15 protein-coding genes are annotated in these 21,264 nt (G+C 72.0%); 6 read left to right on the top strand and 9 right to left on the bottom strand.

The window, feature by feature from the left end:
• Nucleotides 1-15 precede the first annotated feature (15 nt).
• The 3 genes from OG373_RS19780 to OG373_RS19770 all read right to left on the bottom strand — a co-directional run bounded on the left by OG373_RS19780 (nt 16) and on the right by OG373_RS19770 (nt 4,146).
• Nucleotides 16-1,308 carry a M18 family aminopeptidase gene (locus tag OG373_RS19780; RefSeq protein WP_405439444.1) on the bottom strand — a complete coding sequence of 431 codons (1,293 nt, stop codon included), beginning with the start codon at nt 1,306-1,308 and terminating at the stop codon, nt 16-18.
• Between the two features lie 100 nt (nt 1,309-1,408).
• Complete coding sequence (locus OG373_RS19775) at nt 1,409-2,137, bottom strand: hypothetical protein (RefSeq protein WP_405439443.1); 729 nt, start codon at nt 2,135-2,137, stop codon at nt 1,409-1,411.
• 182 nt (nt 2,138-2,319) lie between these two features.
• Complete coding sequence (locus OG373_RS19770) at nt 2,320-4,146, bottom strand: acyl-CoA dehydrogenase (RefSeq protein WP_405444126.1); 1,827 nt, start codon at nt 4,144-4,146, stop codon at nt 2,320-2,322.
• 172 nt (nt 4,147-4,318) lie between these two features.
• Here OG373_RS19770 and OG373_RS19765 point away from each other — a divergent pair, with 172 nt between their 5' ends.
• From OG373_RS19765 to OG373_RS19750, 4 genes are all read left to right on the top strand, one after another.
• Entirely contained in the window at nt 4,319-4,777 is a 459-nt protein-coding gene (locus OG373_RS19765; RefSeq protein WP_397732661.1) for an SseB family protein, read from the top strand.
• A gap of 43 nt (nt 4,778-4,820) precedes the next feature.
• Nucleotides 4,821-5,780 carry a DUF5937 family protein gene (locus tag OG373_RS19760; protein ID WP_405439442.1) on the top strand — a complete coding sequence of 320 codons (960 nt, stop codon included), beginning with the start codon at nt 4,821-4,823 and terminating at the stop codon, nt 5,778-5,780.
• A gap of 103 nt (nt 5,781-5,883) precedes the next feature.
• Nucleotides 5,884-6,246 carry a peptidase inhibitor family I36 protein gene (locus OG373_RS19755; RefSeq protein ID WP_405439441.1) on the top strand — a complete coding sequence of 121 codons (363 nt, stop codon included), beginning with the start codon at nt 5,884-5,886 and terminating at the stop codon, nt 6,244-6,246.
• Nucleotides 6,247-6,430: 184 nt separating this feature from the next.
• The gene (locus OG373_RS19750; protein ID WP_405439440.1) at nt 6,431-7,423 is read left to right on the top strand and encodes a pirin family protein; all 993 of its coding nucleotides are present in this window, start codon (nt 6,431-6,433) and stop codon (nt 7,421-7,423) included.
• Between the two features lie 6 nt (nt 7,424-7,429).
• On the opposite strand, the gene OG373_RS19745 is transcribed toward OG373_RS19750, so the two are convergent.
• The gene (locus tag OG373_RS19745) at nt 7,430-8,500 is read right to left on the bottom strand and encodes an AI-2E family transporter (RefSeq protein WP_397732657.1); all 1,071 of its coding nucleotides are present in this window, start codon (nt 8,498-8,500) and stop codon (nt 7,430-7,432) included.
• Nucleotides 8,501-8,610: 110 nt separating this feature from the next.
• Nucleotides 8,611-10,884 carry a SpoIIE family protein phosphatase gene (locus OG373_RS19740; RefSeq protein ID WP_405439439.1) on the bottom strand — a complete coding sequence of 758 codons (2,274 nt, stop codon included), beginning with the start codon at nt 10,882-10,884 and terminating at the stop codon, nt 8,611-8,613.
• Between the two features lie 158 nt (nt 10,885-11,042).
• On the opposite strand from OG373_RS19740, the gene aspS reads away from it, so the two are divergent.
• Nucleotides 11,043-12,866 (top strand): aspartate--tRNA ligase, encoded by a 1,824-nt coding sequence (aspS, locus tag OG373_RS19735; protein ID WP_397732655.1) that lies wholly within the window; start codon nt 11,043-11,045, stop codon nt 12,864-12,866.
• A gap of 79 nt (nt 12,867-12,945) precedes the next feature.
• Here the strand turns inward: aspS and OG373_RS19730 are convergent, their stop codons facing one another.
• On the bottom strand, nt 12,946-14,688 hold the full coding sequence (locus OG373_RS19730) for a VWA domain-containing protein (protein ID WP_405439438.1): 1,743 nt from the start codon (nt 14,686-14,688) through the stop codon (nt 12,946-12,948).
• 294 nt (nt 14,689-14,982) lie between these two features.
• Between OG373_RS19730 and OG373_RS19725 the strand changes: the two genes are divergently transcribed.
• Entirely contained in the window at nt 14,983-17,070 is a 2,088-nt protein-coding gene (locus OG373_RS19725) for a PhoX family protein (RefSeq protein ID WP_405439437.1), read from the top strand.
• Nucleotides 17,071-17,178: 108 nt separating this feature from the next.
• On the opposite strand, the gene OG373_RS19720 is transcribed toward OG373_RS19725, so the two are convergent.
• The 3 genes from OG373_RS19720 to OG373_RS19710 form a co-directional block, all read right to left on the bottom strand.
• On the bottom strand, nt 17,179-18,468 hold the full coding sequence (locus OG373_RS19720; RefSeq protein WP_405439436.1) for a sensor histidine kinase: 1,290 nt from the start codon (nt 18,466-18,468) through the stop codon (nt 17,179-17,181).
• On the bottom strand, nt 18,456-19,157 hold the full coding sequence (locus tag OG373_RS19715; protein WP_405439435.1) for a hypothetical protein: 702 nt from the start codon (nt 19,155-19,157) through the stop codon (nt 18,456-18,458). Before OG373_RS19715 ends, OG373_RS19720 begins: the two co-directional genes overlap by 13 nt.
• Nucleotides 19,158-19,252: 95 nt before the next feature.
• The gene (locus OG373_RS19710; protein ID WP_405439434.1) at nt 19,253-21,247 is read right to left on the bottom strand and encodes an FUSC family protein; all 1,995 of its coding nucleotides are present in this window, start codon (nt 21,245-21,247) and stop codon (nt 19,253-19,255) included.
• Nucleotides 21,248-21,264: the final 17 nt, after the last annotated feature.

Genomic DNA, 21,264 nt, shown 5'->3' with positions numbered 1-21,264 from the left:
CCGGTACGGGAGGGCTCAGCCCTCCAGGAAGGCCACCAGGGCGTTCGCCAGCAGGAACGGGTCGTCCGCGCCGCACAGTTCGCGGGCGCTGTGCATCGAGAGGATCGCGACGCCGATGTCCACGGTCTGAATGCCGTGGCGGGCGGCGGTGATCGGGCCGATCGTCGTGCCGCACGGCATCGAGTTGTTGGAGACGAAGGTCTGCCACGGCACACCGGCCCGCTCGCAGGCGGCGGCGAACACCGCGCGCCCGCTGCCGTCCGTGGCGTACCGCTGGTTGACGTTGACCTTCAGGATCGGTCCGCCGTTGGCGCGCGGGTGGTGCGTCGGGTCGTGCCGCTCACCGTAGTTGGGGTGCACGGCGTGTCCGGTGTCCGAGGACAGGCAGATGGTGCCGGCGAAGGCCCGCGCGCGGTCCTCGTACGAGCCCCCGCGGGCGAAGACTGAACGTTCCAGCACGTTGCCCAGGAGCGGGCCGTCCGCGCCCGTGTCGGACTGCGAGCCGTTCTCCTCGTGGTCGAAGGCGGCCAGCACCGGGATGTGGTCGAGCTTGTCGGCGGTGGAGACCGCCGCCAGCGCCGCCACGCCCGCGTGCACCGACAGCAGGTTGTCCATGCGCGGGCCGGCCACCAGCTCGCGGTCACGGCCCAGGTACGAGGGCGGCTCGATGGAGTGGACCATCAGGTCCCAGCCGGCCACCGAGCCCTGGTCCAGGCCCTCTTCCTCTTCCAGGAAGGAGATCAGGTCGCCCTCCTGGACATCGCCCAGACCCCAGATCGGCTGCATGTGGCGCTGCTTGTCGAGCTTGAGGCCGTCGCTGTTCACCGACCGGTCCAGGTGGACGGCGAGTTGGGGGACGCGCAGCAGGGCGCGGTCGACGTTCACCAGTCGCTCGCTGCCGTCGCGCAGGGTCAGCCGCCCGGCCAGGCCCAGGTCGCGGTCCAGCCAGGTGTTGAGCAGGGTGCCGCCGTAGATCTCGACGGCGATCTGCCGCCAGCCCTGTGAGCCCGTGTCCGGCAGCGGCTTGACCCGCAGGTTCGGGGAGTCGGTGTGCGCGCCGACGATCCGGAAGGGAGTGTGCGGGGCCGCGCCCTCGGGAACGAACCAGGCGATGAGCGCACCGCCGCGGAGCACGAACTTGCCCCCGGTGCCCGCATCCCAGGCGTCCGTTTCCGACAACTGCCTGAAGCCCGCCTTCTCCAGCCGCTCCGCCGCGTTGGCCACGGCGTGGTACGGCGACGGACTGGCCGTCAGGAAGGTCATCAGATCGTCGGTGTGGCCGCGGTCGAAGCGGGCGGGAGAGCTCATGTGGTTCACCTTAACGACGGTCGTGTTCGCCTGGCCGGACTGCGAGGGATGGCCGGTGGTCAGGGGCCGCAGGGCGGGTGATCTGCGGCCCCGTCGGTTTTCAGCCCGGCGGACGCTCGAATCGGCGCTGCAGCTGCCTGCGCTCGCCCCGGCGGATGCGCGGGAGCATCTCCGGGGTCTGCGGGGAGCGCTGCGCGCGTCTTCTGCGTCCGGCGCAGAAGATACAGGCCTCGCCGGGAGGAGCGTCGGGGTCGATCGGCGCGCCGGGATGTTCGGTGCATCCCGAGGCGTTGCGGGGCCGGGAGAGTTCGCGGGCGACGATGAAGGCGCGGTGGAGGTCGTCGGCGATGCGGACGAAGTCCTCCGCGGGCGAGGACAGGCTCAGGTGGAACCGCTGGTCCTCGACGGTGCGCAGGTAGGAGCGCAGCCGTTCGAGCGTGTACGGGGGGTCCGGTACGGGGTATCCGAGGCGGCGCTGCTCTCCGGCGGGGGCGGTGGCCGGGCCGCCGTGCCGGCGCTGTCCGAGGCGTCGGCGGTCGTTGCAGATGAGGCAGCGGCCCCAGCCTTCGGGTGCCTCGGGGTCGAGGGCGCCGTTGGGGTGCTCGGGGCAGCCGGTGTAGCTCTTGGCGGGGGCCAGTCCGGTGGCCGTCTGGAAGGCCACGTACAGCGCGTCGGCGATGGTGTCGTACTCGGCGGGGTGCGCGCCGTCGTACAGCTCGCGCTGGTGGTCGCCGAGGCTGCCCAGGCTCGCCTGCAGCTCCTTGAGGGCGTACGGACGCCCGGTGGGGACGGAGTACCCCCTGCTGCCGTGCTGATCCTGTGGACTCATGCGTACGAGCGTCCCATGAACGACTGACATAGGGGGAAAGCCGCAGGACAGGGCACCTGCGGCCGGTGTCGGGCGCCTGGTGTCCGCCCTGTGCCGCACGCGCCAGCGGCCGGGCCTCCGAGTGGAGGACCCGGCCGCTGCGCGTACACGGCGTACTGGTGTGACGGGTGGGGCGGTGCAGCCTAGAAGGCGGCCTCGTCGAGCTCCATGAGGGAGTTGTCGACGACCTCGGCCAGCTGGCGCTGGACCGAGACGTTCGGCAGGACCTGGGACGCGAAGAACTTCGCGGCGGCGATCTTGCCGGTGTAGAAGGGGACGTCCTTCGGGGCGGCGGTCGCGAGCTTCTCGGCGGCCACGGCGGCGCCCTTGAGCAGCAGGTATCCGACGACCACGTCACCCGAGGCCATGAGCAGGCGGGTGGTGTTCTGGCCGACCTTGTAGATGTTCTTGACGTCCTCGCCGGTGGCGGTGAGGTCGACGATCATCTGGCCGACGATGGCCTCCAGGTCGACCGCGGCCTTGGCGAGCGCGTCGCGGGCGCCGGCCAGCTCCTCGCCGCCGACGGCCTCGGCCAGGAACTTCTTGATCGTCTCGGAGAGGATGTTGAGCGAGGCACCCTGGTCGCGGACGATCTTCCGGAAGAAGAAGTCCTGGCCCTGGATGGCGGTGGTGCCCTCGTAGAGGGTGTCGATCTTGGCGTCGCGGATGTACTGCTCGATCGGGTACTCCTGGAGGTACCCGGAGCCGCCGAAGGTCTGCAGGGACTGCGCGAGCTGCTCGTAGGACTTCTCGGAGCCGTAGCCCTTCACGATCGGCAGGAGCAGGTCGTTCAGGCCGATCTCGGCGGAGGCGTCCTCGCCCGCGGCCTGCTTGAGCTGGATCTCGTCCTGCACGGAGGCCGTGTAGAGGACCAGGGCGCGCATGCCCTCGGCGTAGGCCTTCTGCGTCATGAGCGAGCGGCGCACGTCGGGGTGGTGCGTGATGGTGACCTTGGGCGCGGTCTTGTCCATGAAGTTCGCGAGGTCCGGGCCCTGCACGCGCTCCTTGGCGTACTCCAGCGCGTTCAGGTAGCCGGTGGAGAGGGTGGCGATGGCCTTCGTGCCGACCATCATCCGGGCGAACTCGATGATCATGAACATCTGGCGGATGCCGTCGTGCTTGTCGCCGATCAGCCAGCCCTTGGCGGGGTGCTGGTCGCCGAAGGTCATCTCGCACGTGTTGGAGGCCTTGAGGCCCATCTTGTGCTCGACGTTGGTGGCGTAGACGCCGTTGCGCTCGCCCAGCTCGCCGGTCTCCCAGTCGAAGTGGAACTTCGGGACGAGGAAGAGCGACAGGCCCTTGGTGCCCGGGCCGTGGCCCTCGGGGCGCGCGAGGACGTAGTGGAGGATGTTCTCCTCCATGTCGTGCTCACCGGACGTGATGAAGCGCTTCACGCCCTCGATGTGCCAGGAGCCGTCCGCCTGCTGGATGGCCTTGGTGCGGCCGGCGCCGACGTCCGAGCCGGCGTCCGGCTCGGTGAGGACCATGGTGGAGCCCCAGCGCTTCTCGACGGCTATCTCGGCGACCTTCTTCTGCGCCTCGTTGCCCTCTTCGAAGAGGATGCCGGCGAACGCCGGGCCGGAGGAGTACATCCAGATGGCCGGGTTCGAGCCGAGCAGCAGCTCCGCGTAGGCCCAGATGAGGGAGCGGGGCGAGGTGGTGCCGCCGATCTCCTCGGGCAGGCCCAGGCGCCAGTACTCCGAGTCCATGAAGGCTTCGTAGCTCTTCTTGAAGGAGGCCGGGACGGGCGCGGTGTTGGTGGTCGGGTCGAAGACCGGCGGGTTGCGGTCGGCGTCCTCGAAGGAGGCGGCCAGCTCGTTCTCGGCGAGGCGGGCGAGCTCGGACAGGACGCTCTTGGCGGTCTCGGTGTCCATCTCCTCGAACGGACCGGTGCCGTACTGCTTGTCGCGGCCGAGCACCTCGAAGAGGTTGAACTCGATGTCGCGGAGATTCGACTTGTAGTGCCCCATGGCGACGGCTCCGTTAAGGCTCGGGGAGACAGGTTCCTCGTACATACCAATCGGTAACGTAATGATGCTACCCGCCGGTAATAAGGCGCAACCCCTGACGACTGTGACCAGCGTCAAGCCTGGCGGGAAATCCGTGTCCGGCGGCGAGTGGCCGGTCGGTAGGCTTCGCCCCATGTACGGCTACGACCAGAACCCGGGCGCCCAGCAGCAGTACGCGCAGCAGCCCCCGCAGGGCTACGCGCAGCAGGCGCCGCCGCTGTACCCGGAGCCGTCCCCGCCGTCCCTGGGGGACGCGGTCAGGGCCTTCACCACGGGATCCCTCTCGGCGGAGGACTTCCAGCAGATCTTCGCCGGCTCGAAGGTCTACTGCCCGCGCGGTGACACCCCCGGTTTCCTGGCGCTGCACAACACGCAGCAGCCGGTCATCCCCATGTTCACCACGCTCAAGGAGCTGCGGCGGTACGCGGGTAAGGAGTCCAAGTACTTCGTGATCAGCGGCGCCGAGGTGATCGACCTGCTGCCGACCGGCTACGGCTTCGTCCTCGACATGGAGGGCGACCACCGGATGGTCTTCGACGCGAAGGCGGTCGAGCAGATGGTCGACTTCGCGATGCGCCGGATGTACGGCTAGCGGTACCGGCCGAACCGGCTGAAGCCTGACGGGGGGCGGGGCGATGCTGCGGGTGCATTTCACGGCGGAGGACCTGCTCGGCATCCGGTTCGCCGCCGAGCCGCTGCCCCTGGTGGAGCTGGCCATGGCCGTGGTGGCCTGGCAGCGCACCGACGAACCGGCGGTTTTCGGCCGCTGGCGGGCGCGTGCCGGCCAGGAGCTGCCCGGTCGGGTGCGCCCGCTGCTCGACCTGCTGCGCCCGGACGGCGACAACCCGCAGTTCGTCGAGCCGTACGCGCGCACCCTCGACGAGGGTCTGGCGGCGGTGCGGGACGCCGCCCCGCGGCTGACCGGCGAGCAGCTGGCCCTCGCGGCCGCGCGGGCCCCCGGGCCGGATTCCTGGCTGCGCGCCCTGTGGCGCCACGACCGCGGCGCCTGGGACCAGCTCGACGGCGCGATCCGGTCCGGGCACGAGGCGCTGGTTGCCCCGCACTGGGCCCGGATCCGGCAGTCCTTCCGGGCGGACGTCGCCTGGCGCACCCGACTGCTGGCCACCCATGGCATCAAGGCGTGCCTGGCCAGCACCCACCCGGCGGCCGGCTGGTCGGGGACCGTCTTCGAGGTGGCCCGGCCGCCGCACTACGAGGTCCGGCTCGGCGGGCGCGGGCTGATGCTGATGCCCTCGCCGTTCTGGACGGGCCGCCCGCTGGTCGCCGAGCACCCCGGCGGGCCGCACGTCCTGCTCTACCCGGCGCTGACCCCGCTGCCGCTGACCGCCCCGGGCCCGGCGGAAGGCCCGCTGGACGCGCTGCTGGGCCGCACCCGGGCGGCGGTGCTCCAGCTGCTCGTGAGCCGGCGCACGACCAGCGAGCTGGCCCGGGACCTCGACATCAGCCTCCCGTCGGTCTCCGAGCACACCCGCACCCTGCGCGCGGCGGGCCTGATCACCACGGAGCGCGACGGCAGGGCGGTCCGCCACTCGGTGACGGGCCTGGGCGTGGACCTCCTGCACAGCGGCTCCTGACGGCACCCTTCGGCCGAGCCCGAAAGGATCGCGGGCCGTGCGCCCGCTGTCGCAGCATCGGTGCGGCGGGGAATCCCGCTCCTACCGGAAAGGGGAGAGTGCGATGACACGTACGTCCTTACGCACGAAGCTCGCGGCAGTGGCGGCCACGGGGGTGATGGCGCTGGGTACGGGGGTCCTGGCGGCATCTCCGGCCGAGGCGGCGGTCGCCTGCCCGTACGAGTACTTCTGCGCGTACCCGCAACCCGGCTTCGGCGGCACTCCCATCATGCTCCGGCAGTGCAACGACGTGCGGTACATCCCGTGGACCACGAACAACGGTTCGTGGATCAACAACCAGACCCCGGGCACGCGTGCGCGGTTCATCCTGGCCGGTGAGCGCGGCGACGCGTACACCTACGGGGCCTACTCCGCGGTGTCGAGCGGCATCGACTGGAACACGGTGCTCTATATCGACCCCTGCTAGGCCGCCCCTCTTCCGTCACGTCCGTCACGCCCGTCCCGCCGCAGACCGCGGCCGGGGCGGGCGTGCGCGGGCGTACGCGTGTGTCCGGACGGGCGGGAATGACGCGGGCCGGGGCGATGTTCTGTGCGGGTGTGGCAGAAAGTTCGAGTTTCAACTAAACTCGACGCAGAAGGAGGTCCTGACCATGCCCGCAGTGACTGTTGAGAACCCGTTGACCCTCCCGCGCGTGGCGGAGCCGCAGGCCGCCGCTCCGCGCAAGGTGCTGGCCGTCGTCTCCGCTCCCGGTGGGTTCGAGGGCGAGGGATTCCCGGTGCGCCGCGCGTTCGCCGGGATCAACTACCAGTACCTCGACCCGTTCATCATGATGGACCAGATGGGCGAGGTGGAGTACGCGCCCGGTGAGCCCAAGGGCACGCCCTGGCACCCGCACCGCGGCTTCGAGACCGTCACGTACCTGATCGACGGAACCTTCGTCCACCAGGACAGCAACGGCGGCGGCGGAATCATCAACGGCGGCGACACGCAGTGGATGACCGCCGGTTCGGGCCTCCTGCACATCGAGGCCCCGCCGGAGTCCCTCGTCGTGTCCGGCGGGCTGTTCCACGGCCTCCAGCTGTGGGTGAACCTCCCGGCCTCCGACAAGATGATGCCCCCGCGCTACCAGGACATCGGCGGCGGCCAGGTCCAGCTGCTGACCACCCCCGACGGCGGCTCGCTGCTCCGGGTGATCGCCGGTGAGCTGGACGGGCACCAGGGCCCGGGCATCACCCACACCCCGATCACGATGATCCACGCGACCGTGTCGCCGGGCGCGCAGATCACCCTGCCGTGGCGCGAGGACTTCAATGCCCTGGCGTACGTCATGGCCGGGCGCGGCTCGGTCGGCGAGGACCGCCGGCCCGTCCGCACCGGGCAGACGGCCGTCTTCGGCGAGGGCGGCTCGCTCACGGTGCGGGCGGACGAGTCCCAGGACTCCAACGCCCCGGACCTGGAGATCGTGATCCTCGGCGGACGTCCGATCCGGGAGCCGATGGCGCACTACGGGCCGTTCGTGATGAACAGCCAGCACGAGCTGCAGCAGGCGTTCGACGACTTCCAGGCCGGCCGGCTGGGCCGCATCCCCACCACCGCGCGCACCGGCCTCGGCCACCGCGGCGCCGGTGGGGCGGACAGCTGACCCGGGCTACGCGGAGCCTTCGGGCCCGGGCGCCGTCTCGGCGTACCGGGCCCGAAGCTCCGAGATCACCCCGAACACGGCGGCGGTCAGCGGCACCGCCAGCAGCATCCCCAGGATCCCGGCGACGCTCGCCCCGGCGGTGATGGCGAGCATGACCACGGCCGGGTGCATCTGCACGGTGCGGCTCTGCACCACGGGCTGGAGCACGTAGCCCTCGATCATCTGGACCAGCAGCACCAGGCCCAGTGCCCACAGGCCGATGACCCAGCCCCGGTCGGCGAAGGCCACCAGGACGGCCACGGCGCCCGACAGGATGGCCCCGAGGTAGGGGATGTAGGCCGTCACGAAGACCAGGGCGGCCAGCCCCAGCGCACCCGGTACGTCCAGGATCAGCAGACCGGCGCCGATGAGCAGGGCGTCCACCAGGGCCACGAAGGTGGTGCCGCGCATGAACCCCTCGACCGCCTCGAAGGCACGCCGCCCCATGGCCTCCATCAGGTCGCCCGAGCGGTTCGGGACGAGGGAGCGCAGGGTGTCCACGGCCCGGTGGGAGTCGCGCAGGAAGAAGAAGATCAGCACCATCGCGAGCAGCGCCATCGCGATCACCGAGCCCACCACGCTGAGCCCGCTGACCACGCCCGACGCGGCCGTGCCGCCGAACTTCGTGAGCAGGTCCTTCGAGTTCGCGGCGATGTCCTCCAGCGAGGTGCCCACCGCCCCGAAGTGTTCGGCGACGGTCTCGCCGGCCCGCCGCAGCGCGTCGACGATCTGGCCGCCGGTCTCGATGAGCGCGAGGACGACCACATAGGTGGCCCCGCCGACGACGGCGACCACGGCGAGGCAGGTCAGGGCCGCGGCCAGCGAGCGGTTCATCTTCATGCGGATCAGCCGCCGGTGCATCGGCCCGAGCAGGGCCGTGCCGAGCACGGCCAGCAGTACGGGCGTCACGGCGGCCTCGAAGACGGTGCACAGCCATACGCCGACGGCGAGGACCGCGGTGGCGAGCAGGACGACACCGCACCAGGCGGCGAGCCGCCGGACGGGCTCCGGCAGGAGGTGATCGGAGGGATTGGACACGGCTGCATCCAATCACGCCCCACCGCGCCCGCCGGAGGGCCGCACCTCCTGTCCGGCAACTCCGGCCGGCGGTCGTCACTGCGGCAGACGGTCGTCACTGCGGCCGGCGGTCAGAACTCCGGGTCGGCGTCCGCCTTCGACTGCTCGTGCAGCTCGAACCAGATCGACTTGCCCTCGCCCCGCGGATCCACGCCCCACGTGTCGGCCAGCATCTCCATCAGCAGCACTCCGCGGCCGCTGGAGGACATCTCGCCCGGCTGCCGCTTGTGCGGGAGCTCGTCGCTGCCGTCGGCGACCTCGACGCGCAGCCGGCGCGCGCCCAGCTCGCCGACCGCCTCCGCGACCAGCAGCGCGTCGCCGTCGGTGTGCGTCAGTACGTTCGTCACCATCTCGGAGACCATCAGCACCGCCGAGTCCACCTGGTCGGGGTCCGCCCAGTCGTGCAGCAGCTCCCGGATCTGCTGCCGTGCGCCCGCGATCCGTTCCGGCTCCACCTGGGCCACGGTCAGTACGGTGCGGCGCGCGGGGCGGGCCGGGTACGCCGGCGCCGGGCCGCGGCCGAGATCCGCGCTGTCGCGGCACAGCAGCACCACCGCTATGTCGTCCTCGCGGCGGTCGGCGAGCGGACCGGTGGTGTGGTGCGAGGACGGCCCGTGCACGGCCTGGACCAGCAGGTCCGCCAGTCTTTCGAGGTGCGGGGGTTCGAAGTGCGGGCTGCCGGGCTGAGGGCCTGCGAGGTGCGGCGCGGTGCCGAGGCGGCCGGTCGCGTCCGCCGTGACCGCTCCCGCCGCCGGACCCTCCGACTCGTGCGCATCGGACTCCAGCACGGCGCGCAGCCGCGCCCAGCCGGTGTCCAGGTCGTGCCCGCCGGTCTCGATGAGCCCGTCGGTGCAGAGCATCATCGTCTCGCCGGGTTCCAGGGTGAACCGGGTGGTGGGGTAGTCGGTGTCGGGGACGATCCCGAGGGGGAGCCCGCCCGCGGTGGGTCGCATCAGGACGGTGCCGTCGGCCATCCGGATCGCGGGATCGGGGTGACCGGCGCGGGCCACCTCCAGCAGTCCGGTCGCCGGGTCGCACTCCACGTACAGGCAGGTCGCGAACCGCGGGCTCTGGAAGTCGGGGTCCTGACCGCCGGCCTCCCCGGACGGGTCGGACTCGTACGAGGAGCACAGCCCGGCCAGGAAGCGGGAGGCGCGCGAGAGCACCGCGTCCGGCCGGTGGCCCTCGGACGCGTACGCCCGTACGGCGATCCGCAGCTGGCCCATCAGCCCGGCCGCGCGGACGTCGTGGCCCTGCACGTCACCGATGACCAGCGCGAACCGGCCCGACGGCAGCGGGATCATGTCGTACCAGTCGCCGCCGACCTGGAGCCCGCCGCCCGTCGGGACGTACCGCGCCGCGATCCGCATGCCGGGGATCTCCGGGCCGAGCTGCGGCATCATCGACCGCTGCAGGCCGGTGGTGAGCTCCCGCTCGGACTCGGCCACCCCGGCGCGCTGGAGCGCCTGGGCCAGCATCCGGGCCACGGTCGTCAGGACGGACCGCTCGTCGGGCGAGAAGGACGCCGGGTGCTTGAAGGCGGCCATCCAGGCGCCCATGGTCCGCCCGGCCACGATCAGCGGCAGGAAGGCCCAGGAGACCCGGTCGAAGCGCTGGGCGAGCGGCCAGGAGGCCGGGAAGCGCCGCTTGTAGTCCTCGGGCGTGGCCAGGTAGATCGCCCGGCCGGTCCGGACGACCTCCGCGGCCGGGTAGTCGGTCTCCAGCGGCATGTCCGAGAAGGGGCCTTCGTCCCCCGGATCGTGCCCGTGGTGCCCGATGATCGACAGCCGGTCCCCGGCCACGCCGAAGACGGCCAGCCCGTCCGGGCTGAAGCCGGGCATGGACAGCGAGGCGGCGACCCGCAGCACCTCCGCCGTGGACCGGGCCTCCGCCAGGGCGCGGCCCGCGTCCAGCAGGAAGGCCTCGCGGGAGCGCCGCCAGTCGCCGGTGATGGGGGTGTGGGCGGCCGTGGTGCCGGGCTGCGGTTCGGCGATCTCCTGGATGGTGCCGATCAGCTCGTAGTCCGTGGCCCCGTCGGGCGCCCGGTTCTCCAGCGGCTTGGAGCGGCTGCGCACGGTCCGCAGGACCCGGCCGTCGACGTCCATGATCCGGAGCCGGGCCTCGGCGAGGGTGCCCTCGGCGACGGCCAGGTTGATGATCCCGTTGATCTCGTTCCAGTCCACCGGGTGGAAGCGGGACCGTACGGCGACCTCCGGCAGCACCACCGGTTCGGCGGGCAGCCCGAGGAGCCGGGCGGCCTCACCGTCGAGGGTGACCGTCCCGGAGGCGTTGTCCCATCTCCACAGGCCGGTCGCGATGGCGGCCAGGACGTCCTCGGTGCGCACTCGGCCATCTTTACAGGTCATATCCGTTACGTGCCTGTTCGCCGGGGCCGCCGGACGCATTTGCGCAGGCTGGAGGGAGTGCCCGACCCGTCACCTTCCCGGACGGTAACCTTGGGACGGTTGAATCCACCCTGGTATCGCGTAGAACTGGATGACTGATGCATCGGTACAGGTCCCACACCTGCGGCGAGCTCCGCGCTTCTGACGTCGCCGCCGACGTCCGGCTGAGCGGCTGGCTGCACAACCGTCGAGACCTGGGCGGCATCCTCTTCATCGATCTGCGGGACCACTACGGCATCACGCAGCTGGTCGCCCGGCCCGGCACCGCGGCCAACGAGGCGCTGAGCAGCGTCACCAAGGAGACGGTCGTCCGCATCGACGGCAAGGTCGTCTCCCGCGGCGCCGACAACGTCAACCCGGAGCTGCCGACCGGCGAGATCGAGATCGAGGTCTCCGCGGTCGAGGTGCTCGGCGCGGCCGCGCCGCTGCCCTTCACGATCAACACCGACGACGGGGTGAACGAGGAGCGGCGCCTGGAGTACCGCTTCCTCGACCTGCGCCGCGAGCGCATGCACCGCAACATCATGCTGCGCTCGGCCGTCATCGCCTCGATCCGTTCGAAGATGGTGGCCCTCGGCTTCAACGAGATGGCGACGCCGATCCTCACCGCGACCTCCCCCGAGGGCGCCCGTGACTTCGTCGTGCCGTCCCGCCTGAACCCGGGCAAGTTCTACGCCCTGCCGCAGGCGCCGCAGCAGTTCAAGCAGCTGCTGATGATCTCCGGATTCGACCGCTACTTCCAGATCGCGCCCTGCTTCCGCGACGAGGACGCCCGTGCCGACCGCTCGCCGGGCGAGTTCTACCAGCTCGACGTGGAGATGTCCTTCGTCGAGCAGGAGGACGTCTTCCAGCCGATCGAGCGCCTGATGACCGAGCTCTTCACGGAGTTCGGCAACGGCCGCGAGGTCACCTCGCCGTTCCCGCGGATCCCGTTCCGCGAGTCGATGCTCAAGTACGGCAACGACAAGCCCGACCTGCGCGCCAAGCTGGAGCTCGTCGACATCACCGACGTCTTCGAGGGCTCGGAGTTCAAGGCGTTCGCCGGCAAGCACGTGCGTGCGCTGGCCGTCCCGGACACCGCCGCGCAGCCGCGCAAGTTCTTCGACGGCCTCGGCGAGTACGCGATCTCGCTGGGCGCCAAGGGTCTGGCCTGGGTGCGGGTGGGCGAGGACGGCTCCCTGACCGGTCCGATCGCCAAGTTCCTCACCGAGGAGAACCTGAAGGTCCTCACCGAGCGCCTGGGCCTGGTCCCCGGTCACGCCGTGTTCTTCGGCGCGGGCGAGTTCGACGAGGTCTCCAAGATCATGTCCGGCGTTCGCGTCGAGGCGGCCAAGCGTGCCGGCCACTTCGAGGAGAACGTCTTCCGGTTCTGCTGGATCGTCGACTTCCCGATGTACGAGAAGGACGAGGAGACCGGCAAGATCGACTTCTCCCACAACCCGTTCTCCATGCCGCAGGGCGGCATGAAGGACCTGGAGGAGAAGGACCCGCTGGACATCCTGGCCTGGCAGTACGACATCGTCTGCAACGGCATCGAGCTGTCCTCCGGCGCCATCCGCAACCACGAGCCCGAGGTCATGCTGAAGGCCTTCGAGATCGCGGGCTACGAGGCGGAGACCGTCGAGCGCGAGTTCGCGGGCATGCTGCGCGCGTTCCGCCTGGGCGCCCCGCCGCACGGCGGTATCGCCCCGGGCGTGGACCGCATCGTGATGCTGCTGGCCGACGAGCCGAACATCCGCGAGACCATCGCCTTCCCGCTGAACGGCAACGCGCAGGACCTGATGATGGGCGCGCCGACGGTGCTGGAGGAGGCCCGTCTGCGTGAGCTGAACATCGCGCTGCGCAAGCCGGTCGAGACCAAGGCGGCCGAGCGGCCCGTCTCCGACGCGGTCAAGCCGGACGCCGGGTCCCCGCGGGGCTGAGGCCCGCCCCGCTGATACGCCGAGGGCGGCGCCCCTCTCCTCTTGCGAGGAGAGGGGCGCCGCCCTCGTTCTGCAGGTACTAGAACTGCTCCAGGACGCCCTTGGCCAGGGCGGCGGAGGTCAGCTCGGTGGGGGCGGGGCCGGCGTGGAAGAAGCCGGCGTTCTCGGCGTCCAGCTTGCGCAGGAAGTCGAAGGCCTTGGCGTCGTGGTCGCCGAAGGCGACGAACTGCCAGTGCACGCCGGGGGCCGCGGTGGCGGCGTCGGCCAGGGCCTGCCGGGCGGGCTGGCGGTTGTCGGGGGCGCCGTCCGTCTGGAAGACGACCAGGGCCGGGCCCTCGCCGCCGTCCTTCCGGTAGCGCTCCAGGACGGCCTCCACGGCCACGTGGTAGCTGGTGCGGCCCATCCGGCCGAGCTCGGCGTGGCGGGTCTCGACCCAGGCGGCGTCGTAGCCGTCGAGGGTGAGGTCGGCGGTGCCGTCCACCTCGGTGGAGAAGAACACCGTGTGCACGGTCGCCGCGTCGTCGAGGTGCGAGGCGAGGGCGAGCGCGTGGTCGGCGAGGTACTGGGCGCTGCCGTCCTTGTAGAACCCGCGCATCGACCCGGACCGGTCCAGCACGAGGTACACCTTGGCCCGCGCCCCGGTCTTCCCCTTGCCGCGCAGCACCTGCCCGACGGCCTTGTACGCGCCGACGACCTCGGGAGCCCGCCGCTTGACGACGGCCAGCGCCTGCGCCGGCACCTCGGCCTCGGGCTCCTCCACCGCAGGCTGCTCCGCGGCAGGGGCGACCGGCTCGGCCTCGGCGGGCTCGGCGGCTGCCGGCTCCGCCTCGGGGATGTCCTGGCCTTCGGCCTGGTCCTGCGCCTGCGGCGCCTCCGCCTCGGGCTGCTCCGCAGCGGGGGCGACCGGCTCGGCTGCGACGGGCTCGGCCTCGACGGCCACGGGCTCGTCCTGCGCCTCGGCCTCGACGGCGACCGGCTCCGCCTGGACCACGGGCTCGTCCTGCGCCTCGGCCTCGACGGCGACCGGCTCCGCCTGGACCACGGGCTCGTCCTGCGCCTCGGCCTCGGCTGCGACCGGCTCCGCCTGGACCTCGGGCTCGGTGGCCTCGGCGGCAGCCGGCTCCGTCTGGACCTCGACCTCGGCGGCCTCGGCGGCTGCCGGCTCCGCCTCGGGGATGTCCTGGCCTTTGGCCTGGTCCTGCGCCTGCGGCGCCTCCGCCTCGGGCTGCTCCGCAGCGGGGGCGACCGGCTCGGCTGCGACGGGCTCGGCCTCGACGGCCACGGGCTCGTCCTGCGCCTCGGCCTCGACGGCGACCGGCTCCGTCTGGACCTCGGCCTCGGCGGCCTCGGCGGTGACCGGGGCGGGCTCGTCCTGCGCCTGCGGCGCTTCGGGCCGGGCCGGTTCCGCCACGGCGGTGTCCGCCTCGGCCTCGGCAGCCGCCGGCTCCGCGTCCGGCGCGGTGGCCGGCTCCTCAGCGGGGGCCTCGGCCTTGGCCGGTTCGGCCTCGGCCGGGGTGGGCTCCGCCGGGGGCGTGGGGGTTTCTCCACCGGGCTTCGCCGCAGGCGCCCGGCGGGCTTCCGGCACCGTCGGGTCCGCCGCCGGGGCGGGGGCCGTCAGGACGGTGCCGGGCTCCCGGTCGCGCGGGGTGGACTGCGGCGGAACCGTGGGGTTGTCGAAGGACGCCGCCACCAGTTCGGCGGCGACGTCCAGAGGGGTCCGTTCCGCCTGGTTCGGGACAGCGGCCGAAGGGGTGTCCGTAGTGTCCGGAACGGAGTCCGCGGACCGTCCGAATACCTTGCGCAACAAGCTCCGAATACCCATGGGCCAGGCCTTTCGCATGTGTGCGTGCGTCATTTGTCCGTGCTGCGCGGATGATCCCTGCCCAGAGTGGACACGTAAGGTTATCGGCCGCCCGGCTGGATCTTCGGCAGGGGCGCCTTTCGTGGCGTCCGGCTCCCACCCACCCGCACACCGCTCCCGAACTGCCGCTCCGACGTGCCGGGTTCACCGACCGTTCATCCCCGCGCCGCCGCTTCGGCGCAACCCGGGCCTAGCGTCACGGCTGGATCGTACCGACGCGTTGTCGGCGCCCACGCAGCTACTCGGAGGACACTCGTGCGCAAGCTTCTGCCGTTCATCGGCAACCCGCATGGGAGCGGCCGGTCCGCTCTCACCTGTCGTTACCGCTGTGGCGACGCCTGCTTCCACGAGGTGCCGAACACAAGCGACAACGAGTATGTCGGCGATGTCATAGCTCGTGCCTACTCCCGCCGCTCGATGCTGCGTTCCGCCGCGGTCGTGACGGTCGCCACCGCCGCCGGTTCCGCCGTGGCGTTCGGCGGCTCGGGGCAGACCGCCCATGCCACCCCCTCCGCCGATGCCGCCGCCGCGGGCGCGGGCAAGAACGGTGAGGCCGCCCGTGGCCTGCGCTTCAAGGCCGTCGCGCCGAACACCGACGACAAGGTCACCATCCCCGAGGGCCACGACCAGAACGTGGTGATCCGCTGGGGCGACCCGATCATCAAGGGTGCCCCGGGTTTCAATCCGGACAAGCAGACCGCCGCCGCGCAGGCCGGTCAGTTCGGTTACAACAACGACTTCCTGAGCCTCCTCCCGCTCGGCGGTGACTACGAGCGCCAGCAGCTGCTCGTGGCCAACCACGAGTACACGGACGAGATCCTCATGTTCAAGGCGTACGACCCGGCCAACCCCACCCGCGAGCAGGTGGAGATCGCCTGGGCCGCGCACGGCCTGACCGTGGTCGCCGTCCAGGAGGACCACCGCAGCGGCAAGCTGACCGCGGTCAGCCGCCACCAGCTCAACCGCCGCCTCACGGCCACCAGCGAATTCAGGCTGACGGGTCCGGCGGCGGGCAGCAGCCTGCTCAAGACCTCGGTCGACCCCACCGGCACCAAGGTGCTCGGCACGCTCAACAACTGTGCCGGTGGCACCACCCCGTGGGGCACCACCCTCCACGGCGAGGAGAACTTCAACCAGTACTTCGCCAACGCCGGCCAGGTCACCGAGCCCACCCAGGCCGCCCGCCTGAAGCGCTACGGCATGACCACCGGCGCCTCCGAGCGCAAGTGGGAGCGGTTCGACAAGCGCTTCGACGTGGCGCAGGAGCCCAACGAGTCGCACCGCTTCGGCTGGGTCGTCGAGCTGGACCCGTACGACCCGCACTCGGTGCCGCGCAAGCGCACCGCGCTCGGCCGCTTCAAGCACGAGGCCGCCCAGCCGCGCCTGACCGAGGACGGCCGCCCGGTCATCTACATGGGCGACGACGAGCGGTTCGACTACTTCTACAAGTTCGTCTCGTCGAAGCAGATGAAGAAGGGCAATTCGCGTGCCGCGAAGGAGCACAACCTCACGCTGCTCGACGAGGGCACCCTCTACGTCGCCAAGCTCACCGGTGACTCCCCGGCCGCCGAGCTCGACGGCACCGGCAAGCTCCCCACCGACGGCGAGTTCGACGGCTCCGGCGTGTGGATCAAGCTGGCCACGGGCAATGTCTCGCACGTCGAGGGCATGACCGCCGAGGAGGTGTACGTCTTCACGCGCCAGGCCGCCGACAAGGTGGGCGCCACGAAGATGGACCGCCCGGAGGACGTCGAGCCCTCGCCGCGCACCGGCCGCGTCTACATCGCGCTGACGAACAACACGGACCGCGGCAAGCCCGGCAAGGAAGGCGCCACCGAGGCCAACCCCCGCAACCTGAACAAGCACGGCCAGATCCTGGAGCTTGCCGAGAACTTCGACGACCCGGCCGGCGACGGGTTCGCCTGGCGGCTCTTCCTGGTCGCCGGTGACCCCAACGACCCGGCGACCTACTTCGCGGGCTTCCCGAAGGACAAGGTCAGCCCGATCTCCTGCCCGGACAACGTGGCCTTCGACCCGCACGGCAACCTGTGGATCTCCACGGACGGCAACCAGCTCGGCTCCCACGACGGCCTGTTCGGTGTCGCGACCGCCGGTGAGCGCCGCGGTGAGCTGAAGCAGTTCCTGACCGTTCCGCGCGGCGCCGAGACCTGCGGTCCGCTCATCCAGGACAAGCGCGTCCTGGTCGCCGTCCAGCACCCGGGCGAGATCGACGGCGCCTCCGTCGAGAAGCCGCAGTCGGTGTGGCCCGACGGACCCGGCAAGATCGTCCGCCCGGCGGTCGTGTCCGTCTGGCGCAAGGACGGCCGCAACATCGGTGTCTGACCGGACCAGTTGACCCGAAGAACCCGAGGGGCATGTTTCACGTGAAACATGCCCCTCGGGCGCCGGATCAGGACAACCCGCCCTATCCGCCCCATCCGCCCCATCCGTTCAGTCGCTCGTCGGCACCCTGCCGACGGGGAGCCGGAGCGTCGTCACCGCGCCCCCGTCGGGCGCGTTGGCGAAGCTCACCTCGATCTCCAGCACCGCCGCCTGCCCCATCACGATCGTGAGCCCCAGGCCGTGACCGCGCCCGCGTCCCGGGTCGCCGGTACGGAAGCGCTGCGGGCCCTGCTCGATCAGCTCGGGCGGATAGCCGGGCCCGTGGTCGCGGACCACCACCACCGGGCCCTCCACGGTCACCTCCACCGGCGGCCGGCCGTGCTTGCCGGCGTTGACCAGAAGGTTGGCCAGGATCCGGTCCAGCCGGCGCCGGTCGGTGACCACCACCGTGTCCTGGACCACCCGTACCGAGGCGGCCGGGCCGGCCTGCGACGAGGGCGCGCTGCCTCCGGCGGCCGCGGCGACGGCGCGTTCCACCGCCCGGCCGAGCTCCACCCGGGCGAGGTCGGCCCGTTCGACGCCCGAGTCCAGCCGGGAGATCTCCAGCAGGTCCTCGGTCAGCAGGTGCAGGGCCCTCAGCCGGTTGTCGATCATTTCCTTGGGACGGCCCTCGGGCAGCAGCGCCGCCGCGGCCAGCGAGCCGGTGAGCGGGGTGCGCAGCTCGTGCGCCACATCCGCCGTGAAGCGCTTTTCCGCCTCCAGCCGCGCCTGGAGGGAGGCCGCCATCGAGTCCAGGGCGTGCGCCACGTCCCGTACCTCGTCGCGCGAGCCCCGCGGCCCGGGGTCGTCCCCCTCGGCCGGGAAGTTCACCCGGGCGTCCAGGTCCCCGGCGCTGATCCGGCGGGCCACGGCGGCCGTGGTCGCGAGCCGCCGGCTGATCCGGTCGGCGAGGAACAGGCCGGCCAGCGCCACCACCCCGGCCGCCAGGACCGCGGAGGCCAGGATCGCCGTGTCGGTGTCCCGCAGCCGTTCACGGGTGGTGCCGAAGGGGAGCCAGACCGCGAGGGCCTTGTCGTCGGCGGGTCCGGCCGCCCACATGACGGGCTTTCCCTGCTGCAGCCCGACCATGCTGCCGGTCTGCCCGCGTGCGACGAGCTCGCGCAGCGGTCCGGGGAGGTCGGCCGGGTCGAAGGCGGTGTTCACGTCGCCGTGCGCGGTGCCGTACTCGTAGTGGCCCAGGGCGTGGTCCAGCTCGGTGGCCGCGGCCTTGCGGACCTCCCCGACCAGCTGCCGGGCGACCACGTTGTGTACCAGGATCCCCAGCGCGGCGGCGACCATGCAGCACACCATCGTGGTGGTCAGGGCGATCTTCCAGCGCAGGCTGCTCAGCGCGCGCATCGCGACCCGTCCGCGTGCGGCGGGGTCTGCGCGAACCCGGAGCAGTCGTCGAGGGTGAGCTGGGAGAGGTTCATGATCCCGGCCTTCGGGTCCCACACGTAGTCGGAGACGGCGACGTAGTCGGGATTCGTCGTGGGTTCGCGGACCGCCAGGTGTTCGGCGGCCACCTCCACGCCCTCCAGCACCGCGCGCCGGGACAGGATCCGGGCGATGCTCCCGTCGTCCTGGACGGTGTAGACGCGCAGCTCGCTGAGCCGGCCGTCGATGTCCAGGGCGGTGATGAGCTCCTCCCGGCCGTTGCCCGTCAGGTCGTGCAGGACGGCGGGGCGCACCGGGCAGTCGGGGCCGCCGTCCACAGCCTGTGTGCAGAGCGCGAGCCGCTGGACGGCGCGCGGGTCGACGAGCCGGCCGGTCCCGCCGTCCTGCTCGGTGGCGGAGGTGATGTCGGCGCGTACGACCGACAGCGCGTTCACCCCGCGCATGCTCAGGTCGGCCACCTTGGGCAGTCCGGGGACCACGGCGGCCGTGCCCGGCCGCTGGTCGGGGGCGGGCGGATCGGGACGGACGTCCTTCCACAGGCTCTTCGGGGCGTGCACGGTGCCGAGATCGCCCTCGCTCTGCAGTCCCTCCACGTCGGCGCACCCCGCCAGGAGGACGGCGAGGACCATCACGGCCGGGACGCGGTGCATGCTCCGATGCTGCCCCGTGCGACCCCGCCCGGCCCGGGAGGCGGCCCATTCGGGGGACGCCCGCTCCCGCGCGGCTCCGCGCCGGGCGGCGGCGCTCAGGACTCCGGCCGGGTGATGGCCAGGGCCGCCGCGATCTCCTGGTGGACGGGGGCCAGCACGCTCGTCCCCTCGCCCGCGGGCCCCGCCTCGACCCGTACCGGGGTGGTGCTGCTGCGCACCCGCACCGCCAGCTCGCGAAGCTGCCGCGCGATCGACTCCACCTCCTCGGCGGGGGGTGGGGCGGCGCCGTGGTTGACCCGGACCCGCGCGGCGGTGGTCGCGTCCACGATCCGCTCGACGGCGACCACCAGCGGCCACCAGGCGGCCGCCCGGGCCCCGGTGGGCGGCGGCTCGGTCAGCGCCCGCTGGAACTCGCTGCGCACGCCCGACAGGTCCCGGTAGATGCGCCGCCTGGCCTGGAGGCGGGCGGTCCGGGCCGCCGTGAGCGCGGCCTCGTCCGCGACCGGGGCGAAGGCCCGTTCCACGTAGCGGGCGGCGTCGTCCACGGTGTCGGCGAGCCGGTCCCCGATCCGGGTGTGCCAGCTCTCCGGCCACAGCAGGTATCCCGCGACGAGGGTGATGGCGCAGCCGATCAGGCTGTCCACCAGGCGGGGGCGGATCAGGTCGAAGCCCTGGTGGTTGAGGAGGTCGGACAGGAGCAGGATCACCGGGGTGATCGCGGCGGTCTGGAAGGCGTAGCCCTTGACGGAGAAGGCGGGGATCAGCCCGGCGAGCACGACCATCACGGGGACGTCCCACCAGCCGCGCGGCACCTCGGCGAGCACGGCGGCCGCGACGACCAGTCCGCCGGCGGTGCCGAGGGCGCGCAGTACGGCCCGGGAGAACACCGAACCGAAGTCGGGCTTGAGGACGAAGGTGACGGTCAGCGCGACCCAGTAGGACCGCTCGAACTCGATCACCGATACGAGGGACTGCGCGATTCCGATGCACAGCGCGAGCCGCAGCCCGTACCGCCAGGAGGCCCGGGACAGCACCATGTCGCGTACCGCCCGCCGGGCGCGCACGCGCAGGGCGGCGGGTCGGCCGAGCCGGTCGTCCACGTTGTGCAGGTCGGGCCGGGCGATGTGCACGATCTTCGCGGCATGGCGCAGGGCCGCGTCGACGGCGCGTTCGGCCGGGGTGTGCGCGGCGGGCAGGTCCAGTACGGGCGTTCCGGTGCGGCCCTCCTCGACGGCGTCGGCCAGTTCCCGTACGGCCGCCGGGATCTCGGGCGGCAGCGGCCGGCCGCGCAGGTGTGCGGCGGGCGCGGCCTCCACCAGCGGGATCACCACGTTGAGCTGGGCCAGCAGCCGCACCAGGGAGGGGCTGCGCCCGTGCACCCGGGCCCGGCGGCCGAGCACCAGGTCGTAGGCGTGGTTGATGGCCTGGGTGACCTGCTGGCGGCGTTCTTCGTACAGGGCGCCGGGTCCGCCGGCGGCCTCCAGGGTGTCGGCCAGGGCCCGGTAGGTGTCGGCCACGGCGGTGCGCTCCGGCTGTCGGCGGCGCAGCGGCCAGCCCAGCAGGGTCAGCGCGAGGACGAACAGTCCGCCCGCGGTCAGCAGCAGCGGGGCCGTCCACCAGGGCTCGGGCAGCGGCAGCCCGGCGCCGATCACGGCGTTGAGCAGGAGCAGCAGTCCGGACACGGAGGCGACCGTGCCGATGGAGGAGATCATCCCGGAGACGAGGGCGATGAGGGTGAGCGCTCCGACGGCCAGCCAGCCGTGCCCGTACACCAGGGTTCCCAGGGCCACGCCGACGGCGCCGAAGAGCTGCGGGACCGCGATGTTGAGGACCCGCATCCGGTAGGCGTCGGCGGTGTCGCCGATCACCCCGGCGAGGGCACCCATGGAGGCGAGCGCGCCGTACTCGGGCTCGTCGAGGGCGAATCCGACGGCGAGCGGGACGGCCATCGCGATCGAGGCCCGGACCACGGCGGCCCACGGGATCGGTGCGGCGCTGGGCTTCAGCCCGTTGAGGAGCCAGGAGGGCGGAGCCAGGGGACGGTGCCGGGCTCGCCGCGACGATATGTGTTCGGTGCGTTCGGTGCTCATTCCCGCTTCCGTGCCCG

The organism is Streptomyces avidinii, from assembly GCF_045161815.1.
GTDB classification, from domain to species: domain Bacteria; phylum Actinomycetota; class Actinomycetes; order Streptomycetales; family Streptomycetaceae; genus Streptomyces; species Streptomyces avidinii.
Note: the sequence above shows the minus strand (reverse complement) of the source record. Positions and strands in the feature narration are given on the sequence as shown.

Coding starts and splice junctions, on each gene's coding strand:
- OG373_RS19780 (WP_405439444.1), bottom strand. CDS start 1,308: ATGAGCTCTCCCGCCCGCTTCGACCGCGGCCACACCGACGATCTGATG.
- OG373_RS19715 (WP_405439435.1), bottom strand. CDS start 19,157: ATGCACCGCGTCCCGGCCGTGATGGTCCTCGCCGTCCTCCTGGCGGGG.
- OG373_RS19775 (WP_405439443.1), bottom strand. CDS start 2,137: ATGAGTCCACAGGATCAGCACGGCAGCAGGGGGTACTCCGTCCCCACC.
- OG373_RS19765 (WP_397732661.1), top strand. CDS start 4,319: ATGTACGGCTACGACCAGAACCCGGGCGCCCAGCAGCAGTACGCGCAG.
- OG373_RS19720 (WP_405439436.1), bottom strand. CDS start 18,468: ATGCGCGCGCTGAGCAGCCTGCGCTGGAAGATCGCCCTGACCACCACG.
- OG373_RS19710 (WP_405439434.1), bottom strand. CDS start 21,247: ATGAGCACCGAACGCACCGAACACATATCGTCGCGGCGAGCCCGGCAC.
- OG373_RS19730 (WP_405439438.1), bottom strand. CDS start 14,688: ATGGGTATTCGGAGCTTGTTGCGCAAGGTATTCGGACGGTCCGCGGAC.
- OG373_RS19755 (WP_405439441.1), top strand. CDS start 5,884: ATGACACGTACGTCCTTACGCACGAAGCTCGCGGCAGTGGCGGCCACG.
- OG373_RS19770 (WP_405444126.1), bottom strand. CDS start 4,146: ATGGGGCACTACAAGTCGAATCTCCGCGACATCGAGTTCAACCTCTTC.
- OG373_RS19760 (WP_405439442.1), top strand. CDS start 4,821: ATGCTGCGGGTGCATTTCACGGCGGAGGACCTGCTCGGCATCCGGTTC.
- aspS (WP_397732655.1), top strand. CDS start 11,043: ATGCATCGGTACAGGTCCCACACCTGCGGCGAGCTCCGCGCTTCTGAC.
- OG373_RS19750 (WP_405439440.1), top strand. CDS start 6,431: ATGCCCGCAGTGACTGTTGAGAACCCGTTGACCCTCCCGCGCGTGGCG.